The organism is Sphingobacterium shayense (genome assembly GCF_013179575.1).
GTDB lineage: Bacteria > Bacteroidota > Bacteroidia > Sphingobacteriales > Sphingobacteriaceae > Sphingobacterium > Sphingobacterium shayense.
On sequence record NZ_JABMCQ010000246.1, the window covers coordinates 1 to 4,224 of the forward strand.

A 4,224-nucleotide genomic window follows, 5' to 3' on the forward strand; every position below is an offset into this window, starting at 1 on the left:
TGCTTTATTTTTATGCACAGGTAAGTATTTTTAAACTGCTAAAGTATATTAAAGAGGAATTGCTCATCGTTCTTGGAACCTCCTCTTCTGAGTCTGCTCTGCCCGGACTGATGCAGAAACTTGAACATGCCGGTTGTTCCAAATCAATTGTTGGTTTGGTCATCCCCACTGGCTATTCGTTCAATTTAGATGGTACATGTATTTACTTGACCATGGCTGCCGTGTTTATTTCTCAAGCACTTAATATGCATTTGAATATCGAGCAGGAGATCACGCTCCTACTGGTTCTCTTGCTAACTTCCAAAGGCGCAGCGGGCGTAACCGGAAGCGGCTTTGTAACCCTTGCGGCAACTTTGCCGGTTGTCGGGCACGTTCCGGTTGAAGCTGTAGGGTTGATTTTAGGAATCGATAGATTTATGAGTGAGGCGCGTGCTATTACCAATATTATTGGTAACGCAGCAGCAACAATTGTGGTCGCAAAATATGAAAACGGATTGGATAGCGATCTGCTTCATCAAAAAATAGGGTCCAATGATTAGCGAAAATAACATTGGATTGGGTATCTTTTGACAAATAGGATTGTTGCGATATATCCCATGTCTTTCTCAGACTAGAGTAAAAATTTTTCATCCTTTTCAAGCCCTAAAAGCATTTTGTCAATACCTTTTACCATAAGCTTTGCTTTCATTTCGTCTTCTAGGATATTAAAGTCTTTTTTCAACACTGTTTTTCTAAATTGCCCATTTTCTAGCAGGAGAATTTCGTCACAAGATTCTTTTAAAGTCGAAAAAATATGAGAAGAAATTAATACCGTTTTACCCAAAGTCTTGAGCCTTTCAATTACGGCTGTAAGAAGCATGCTACTCTGTAAATCGATACCGTTATAGGGTTCATCTAAAATATAATAGTCGTTTTTCTGCAGGAAAACGGCCGTTAATGCTAGCTTTTTTTTCATACCTGTGGAATAGCTTGAGACATATTCTTTCAAAGGTAGGTTAAACAGGTTTTGCTCCTGAAGATTCTCAATATTTATTTTTCGTGCGTCTGCCAGCAAGTAAATGTGTTCTTCACCAGTGATTTTTGACATAAAATAGGGCTCTGAGGTGATATACCCTAGATAATTCTTTAATGGGTTTTTATGCGCATCGACAGTCCCTTTATAATGTTCTAATCCAGCAATACACCGAAATAGGGTAGTTTTACCCGCCCCGTTGTCCCCCACAATACCATACACCTTCCCCGCAGTAAAGTTGGCGTCGAGCGAATCCAGTACACTCTTGGTTCCAAATGATTTCGAAAGGTTAATTAAACGTATCATGGCAATTTATTTAAGTTACTGACTGCTTTATAAAAATAATATGGAATAAGAGCTAAAACGAGTGGGTAAAATGCTAAACATAACGCAAGAATCGAGCCCTCCGTTATATTTATCTTCCTTGGGAATACAGCATATTTTACACAAATAACAAACGGGATCAAAAATAACCCCAAAAACCAAACAATTAAAACTTTATAATATGACTCCGGAAAAAAAGCTACAATTCCACCCATCAACGGGAGAATAAGCAGGGATAATTGTACCAGGCCGCGCCGTATCTTATACATTAAAAATTGTGAGGCAGTTCGTGAACGGTTCCACAAAACCATAGAAGGTTCTGGTTGATCATAATAAAACATACAGCAAAAACAGATACAAAATAGTCCAAACAGAGCAAGGTTCTGATTTCCAAATATTGCGCCTAACATTGCTATGTTATAAAGTATTAAGAGTAATAACCATGTTCTGCGGAACCCTATAATAAACTCAAAAGGCTTCTTTGTGAACGGCGTAGGAATTCTTCTGGTCCAAACGGAGGCAGTCGTCGTAAAAAGAAAACCTACGCAAAGAATGATACTGACTGCTGCCAATACAAAATGGCCGGAGATTAACAGGACGATTATCGATCCTGAGCTGATTATGCTATTTTCAATGAGCCTGATGTTGTAATAATCGCGTTTAGTGAACGTTGTTTTTAAGAAATCGATGCGTCTAAAATCGGAAAGCGTAAACAAGACTTGAAGATTAATTAATGAAACCGAATAAGCCCCCCATGTTGGATAGGCCTTGACAAAGTGGTATAACAATACATGCAGACCTAATATTACCGGATAGAATAATAACGCAGAAAACCCTGCTTCCACGAAGCGTCGTTTGAGTAATCGCAGCTGTAACTTTATGTAATTTAGAACCATAAAACAAACGAAAAATTCACTTGGTTAAATAAACCGCGAACAGGCTATCAAAAATAGGTTTTAAAATCATTTATTTTATGAGCGCGTGCCTGAAGTATTGTTTTTTTGTATCATCCTTTGATCTATAAATAGAGTAAATTCGGTTTAAAACATCAAGTTAAATAATGTTAATACTAGGTTTAGGGTATATTTTGATCTTATTTAACAAATATTAACTCGATAGTAAAAGAATTAAGTATATTTTAGTTCAGGAAACATATTGACCAGAATTGCATGTCAAGACTTTTTAAACACAGTTGTTCCAGCCTCACGTTGTTATTCTTGTTCATGTTTATTAAAAAGGACGTGTACCCTCAACTGTACCCGCCCTACAGGGGTACTATCGTCTCTGCTGATGATGCAACCAGTGTAAGTGGTGTGACAATATCGAATCTTACTCGAAAACAAAAGACAAATTCTGATCGTAAGGGAAACTTTAGCATTCTGTTCGGACCGAATGACAGTATCGAATTTAGACTTTCGGGCTGGAAAACGAAAATGGTCTTATTTAGTGCCCTTGGAGATTCTATATTTTTAACAAAAAGAAGTATCGAACTCCAAGAGGTTGTCGTCGTCCATGATCGAGGAAGTAGCAGGTTAGAAAATCTAAAAGGTATTAACCGCGCACGTAATAAAAGGAAAGGAATATACTACCAAGGCCGCCCACCTATTACACTTCTCTCCCCTTTTGGAGGAAAACCGTTAACATTTTTCTATGGAACTACTCTCCAAAAATGGAAGAAACGCCCGCGAAATGTCACGACTAATTGCCTTTGAAATAGAGCGTGAAAAAGTTAATAACTTCTTTAATGCCAAACTAATACAATCTGTCACTTCAATAAGGGATGATGATTTGATTGAGTTTATGGAAAAATATCACCCCACCGCGGAACAAGTGCAGCCATGGACAATGTACGACGCACAGGTGTATATAAAAAAATGCTACCAAACTTTTCTAAATTCTCGGCAGCAATGACGCTGAACGCTACTGCACGCCGATTATCGCACTTTCTTAAAAGCGCACGGACTCTTACCTTCATTGCCGGAACAATGCTTCACGAAGTACGCTAGCAGCCTGCCGAATAGAGACCTGAATCGCTTGAATGTGAGACAAAGGGTTAAGCATACCGTAATCGTGGATAAAACCTTTGTATTCACTGATGACCGTCGGTACCCCTGCCTCATCTAGTTTACGGCCATAAGCAACTCCTTCGTCGTGAAGTATGTCATTTTCTGCAACCTGAATAAGAGCCGGTGGCAACCCTTCAAGTTCATCTAGTCTTGCTTGTAGTGGCGAGGCATATTTATTCTTCCGTGCATCAAGCTCTGGTAGATAATTGTCCCACATCCACTTCATCATTGGTGTTGTAAGAAATCGACCTTGCGCAAACTCCGTATACGAAGCTTTGGTAAAGTCTGCATCAGTAACGGGCCACAAAAGTATTTGCTGCACTAACTTCGGCCCCTTTTTATCTTTTGCCATCAATGCGACAACGGCCGCCATATTTCCTCCAACACTATTTCCGACTACCGCCAACCTTTCACCGTCCACTCCGATCTCTCTACCATGCAGTTGCACCCATTTGGTCGCAGTATATGCCTGATTGATTGCTGTCGGAAAACGGGCTTCTGGTGAGGGTGTGTAATCCGGAAAAACAGCTACCGCGCCGCTGAGTACGACTAGGTCTCGAACTAAGCGCTTATGCGTCGGATAATCCCCTAAAACCCATCCGCCACCATGGAAAAACATAAAAACCGGCAGTCCAGGATCCGCAACAAGAGGTTTGATAATATGTAGTTTTACATCTATACCCTCCAGAGAGATAGAATGTTCGGACTCTTGAATATCGGAATAATCAAATTGTACCGATTCCTGCGCATCGATTAAGACTTGACGTGCCTTCGCCGGTGGCAACGTTTCTAAGGGCTCACCTCCGCCACTATTTAAATCTG

General features: G+C 40.0%; 6 protein-coding genes. 3 read left to right on the top strand and 3 right to left on the bottom strand.

Annotated features, from left to right (window positions below; genetic code table 11):
- Positions 1-539: cation:dicarboxylate symporter family transporter (locus HP439_RS18105; RefSeq protein WP_172391737.1), on the top strand; the 539-nt coding region annotated here is incomplete at its 5' end.
- Positions 540-610: 71 nt separating this feature from the next.
- Here HP439_RS18105 and HP439_RS18110 read toward each other — a convergent pair.
- Entirely contained in the window at positions 611-1,318 is a 708-nt protein-coding gene (locus HP439_RS18110; RefSeq protein ID WP_172391738.1) for an ATP-binding cassette domain-containing protein, read from the bottom strand.
- Entirely contained in the window at positions 1,315-2,181 is an 867-nt protein-coding gene (locus tag HP439_RS18115; protein ID WP_172391739.1) for a hypothetical protein, read from the bottom strand. The genes HP439_RS18110 and HP439_RS18115 overlap by 4 nt, the downstream gene beginning before the upstream one ends.
- Before the next feature lie 324 nt (positions 2,182-2,505).
- Here HP439_RS18115 and HP439_RS18120 point away from each other — a divergent pair, with 324 nt between their 5' ends.
- Together HP439_RS18120 and HP439_RS18125 are read left to right on the top strand one after the other, a co-directional pair.
- Positions 2,506-3,048, top strand: a complete 543-nt coding sequence (locus tag HP439_RS18120; RefSeq protein WP_172391740.1) for a peptidase associated/transthyretin-like domain-containing protein — start codon at positions 2,506-2,508, stop codon at positions 3,046-3,048.
- Positions 3,026-3,247 carry a hypothetical protein gene (locus tag HP439_RS18125; RefSeq protein ID WP_172391741.1) on the top strand — a complete coding sequence of 74 codons (222 nt, stop codon included), beginning with the start codon at positions 3,026-3,028 and terminating at the stop codon, positions 3,245-3,247. The genes HP439_RS18120 and HP439_RS18125 overlap by 23 nt, the downstream gene beginning before the upstream one ends.
- A gap of 60 nt (positions 3,248-3,307) precedes the next feature.
- Here HP439_RS18125 and HP439_RS18130 read toward each other — a convergent pair.
- Positions 3,308-4,224 (bottom strand): alpha/beta hydrolase (locus tag HP439_RS18130; protein WP_172391742.1); only part of this gene is annotated, 917 nt, incomplete at its 5' end.

Coding starts and splice junctions, on each gene's coding strand:
- HP439_RS18110 (WP_172391738.1), bottom strand. CDS start 1,318: ATGATACGTTTAATTAACCTTTCGAAATCATTTGGAACCAAGAGTGTA.
- HP439_RS18120 (WP_172391740.1), top strand. CDS start 2,506: ATGTCAAGACTTTTTAAACACAGTTGTTCCAGCCTCACGTTGTTATTC.
- HP439_RS18125 (WP_172391741.1), top strand. CDS start 3,026: ATGTCACGACTAATTGCCTTTGAAATAGAGCGTGAAAAAGTTAATAAC.